Annotated in this window: 3 protein-coding genes and 1 pseudogene; all 4 read right to left on the reverse strand. The window is 69.2% G+C overall.

The annotated features are described in order from the left end of the window. A pseudogene (gene scpB, locus ACT6QK_RS14935) lies at positions 1–526 on the reverse strand (SMC-Scp complex subunit ScpB); the annotation flags it as partial. After that, positions 523–1347: a segregation and condensation protein A gene (locus tag ACT6QK_RS14940; RefSeq protein ID WP_444598610.1), complete on the reverse strand. Its 825-nt coding sequence runs from the start codon at positions 1345–1347 to the stop codon at positions 523–525. The gene ACT6QK_RS14940 and the pseudogene scpB, both read right to left, overlap by 4 nt. A 9-nt stretch (positions 1348–1356) precedes the next feature. Then, entirely contained in the window at positions 1357–2436 is a 1080-nt protein-coding gene (nagZ, locus tag ACT6QK_RS14945; RefSeq protein WP_444598611.1) for a beta-N-acetylhexosaminidase, read from the reverse strand. A gap of 4 nt (positions 2437–2440) precedes the next feature. After that, on the reverse strand, positions 2441–2711 hold a 271-nt coding region (locus ACT6QK_RS14950; RefSeq protein ID WP_444598612.1), incomplete at its 5' end, for an SPOR domain-containing protein.

Raw genomic sequence — 2711 nt, forward strand, 5'->3', positions numbered from 1 at the left:
CGGCCGCCTTCATCTCCGCCACGCCCGGCAGATCATCCAGCCGCGCCAATCCGAAATGCTCGAGGAAGCGGTCGGCCGTCGCATAGGTCACCGGGCGACCCGGCGTCCGGCGCCGTCCGCGCAGCCGCACAAAGCCCATCACCAGCAACAGGTCCAGGGTCCCCTTGGAGATAGACAACCCACGGACGCTCTAGATCTCTGCGCGGGTGACGGGCTGGTGATAGGCGATGATGGCCAGGGTCTCGAGCGCGGCCTTGGACAGGCGACGCGGCTCCTCCCGTTCCTCGGTCATCAGGAAGCCGAGGTCCTCGGCGGTGCGGAACCGCCAGCGGTCGGCCACGCAGTCCAGCACGACGCCCCTCCCCTCATAGCGCGCCTGCAGCCCGGTGATGGCGGCGGGCACATCGGCGCCCTCGGGCAGGCGCCGCGCGATCTCGTGCAACGACAGCGGCCCGGCGGCGGCGAACAGCAGGGCCTCGACGCGGCGCTCGATCTCGGCCTGATCGGGGGTGAAATCGAGGCTCATGGGGTCAGTTCCAGCGGCAGGCCCAGTCCGCGCCGTTTCAGCCAGATGTCGTCGAACGCCGCCGCCTGTTTCACATCCATGGCTCCCTCCTTGACCAGTTCCAGACTGGCCGAAAGGGTTGAGGCGAGATAGCTGGCCTGGCTGGGCCCCTCCCCTTCCGGATCGCGCTCGGGCGCCACCCGCTCCAGCGGGGTCCAGCTTTCCAGACGCGGCAAAACCTCGCGCAGCCAGTCGCGCGCGGCCTCCAGAGCGAAGGCCTCGACCCTCTGTCCCGGATTGTAGTGTCGCGCCTGTTCCCGCCGCCTCTGGGTCACATAGGCGGACATCAGCTCATACAGGCTGGCGTCGATCCGGTCGGAGGGCACGATGACCGTGGCCTGGGGGTCGCCGCGCATGAAGACGTCGCGTTTCAGCTGCGGCCGGTCCAGCAGGGCGTCGGCCGCCTTCCGCATGGCCTCCAGCTTCTGCAGGCGGAAGGCCAGGGCCGCCGCCATCTGTTCGGCGGGCGGCTCATCCGGCTTGCCCTTCTCGGTGCGCGGCAGCAGCAGGCGCGACTTCAGATAGGCCAGCCAGGACGCCATCACGAGATAGTCGGCCGCCAGCGAGAAATTCCGCCGCCGCGCCTCGTGCACGAACAGCAGATACTGTTCCGCCAGCTTGGTGATCGACAGCTTCAGCAGATCGACCTTCTGGGTCCGCGCCAGAGCCAGCAAGACGTGCATCGGTCCTTCATTCCCGTCCTGATCCACCACGAAGGCCTCGCGGTCCTCGGCGGCCTCGACGGCAGTGAAATCCAGATTGGGCTGGAAGGCCTCGGTCATCCTTCTGGCCTACCGCGCCTTCGCGCTACTTGAGGCGAGGTCAGGCGCTTGCGCCTCCCCGACATCCGGCCCCTTCGCCGCCGTCAGCCGTCCAGCCAGCATGGCGTCGAAGCGGTCGCGCGCCTCGCGCACATCCAGCGGCTCCGGGGTATGGACGATCCTGGCCAGGGCGGCCTCGGCCCGACGCGCGGCGCCGCCCTTGAGCCTGCCAACCCCCTCGGCCACCTGACGCATCTCGGGCAGATCGCCGTTCCAATGGATGACCAGATCGCAGCCGGCCTTCAGCGATGTCTCCGCCCGCTCGGTCAGCGTCCCGCTCAGCGCGTTCATGACCAGATCGTCCGACAGCAACAGACCGCCGAAGCCGAGCCGTTCGCGGATCAGCTTGATCGCCTTTTTCGACTGGGTCGCCGGGCGTTTCCGGTCGATGGCGGTGAAGACGATGTGGGCCGTCATCCCGATCGGCATGTCCGACAGGGCCTTGAACGGCGCGAAATCCCAGGCGTCCAGCGTCTCCAGATCGGCGTGGACGGTCGGCAGCTCCTTGTGGGTGTCGCCAAAGGCGCGGCCATGACCCGGCATGTGCTTGATGACCGGCAGGACGCCGCCCGCCAGCAGTCCCTCGGCCATGGCCCGACCCAGCTGGGCCACGGTCGCGGGGTCATTCGCATAGGCGCGGTCGCCGATGATGTCGTGGGCGCCGGGCACCGGGACGTCCAGCACCGGGGCGCAATCGACGTTGATCCCCACCGCCTTCAGGTCGTGCGCCATCAGCCGCCCGCCCAGCCGCGCCAGTTCGCGCGCCGTCAGCGGATCGTTGGTGGCCTTCAGATAGGCCTCGCCCGGGGGGTATTTGGGCCAGTGCGGCGGGCCCAGTCTCTGGACCCGACCGCCCTCCTGATCGACCAGGATCGGAGCGTTCCATCCGACGGCGTCACGCAGGGCGTCGGTCAGGCGTAGAACCTGACCCGGGCTCTCCACATTCCGCCGGAAGAGGATGAAACCCCAAGGCTTCTGCTCGGCGAAGAAGGCGCGTTCCTCGTCGCCGAGACCCGTTCCGTGACAGCCGTAGATGGCGGCCGTGGTCACCGGGTCAGCGCACCAGACAGTCGCGGCCGCCGGCCTTGATGGCCGCGCAGAAGGCCTGGGCCCGCTCGCGGCTGAGGCCGTAGAAGGTGGTGCGGTACACGGTCGAACCGTTGGCGGCCGTCACCTCCTGAACCCGCTTCTGGGCGCCGCGCGCGAACTGGGGGAAGCGACCGGCGACGGCGGCGTATTCGCGGTCGGCGATGGCGGTTGAGGAGAAGGCGCCGATCTGGACGGCCGAGGTTCCGGTCGCCGCAGCGGCGGGCGCGACCGGCGCC

This window comes from Brevundimonas sp. (assembly GCF_052436175.1).
Lineage (GTDB): Bacteria > Pseudomonadota > Alphaproteobacteria > Caulobacterales > Caulobacteraceae > Brevundimonas.

Excerpts from the sequence above, each read along its gene's own strand:
- ACT6QK_RS14940 (WP_444598610.1), bottom strand. The coding sequence starts at position 1,347 with ATGACCGAGGCCTTCCAGCCCAATCTGGATTTCACTGCCGTCGAGGCC.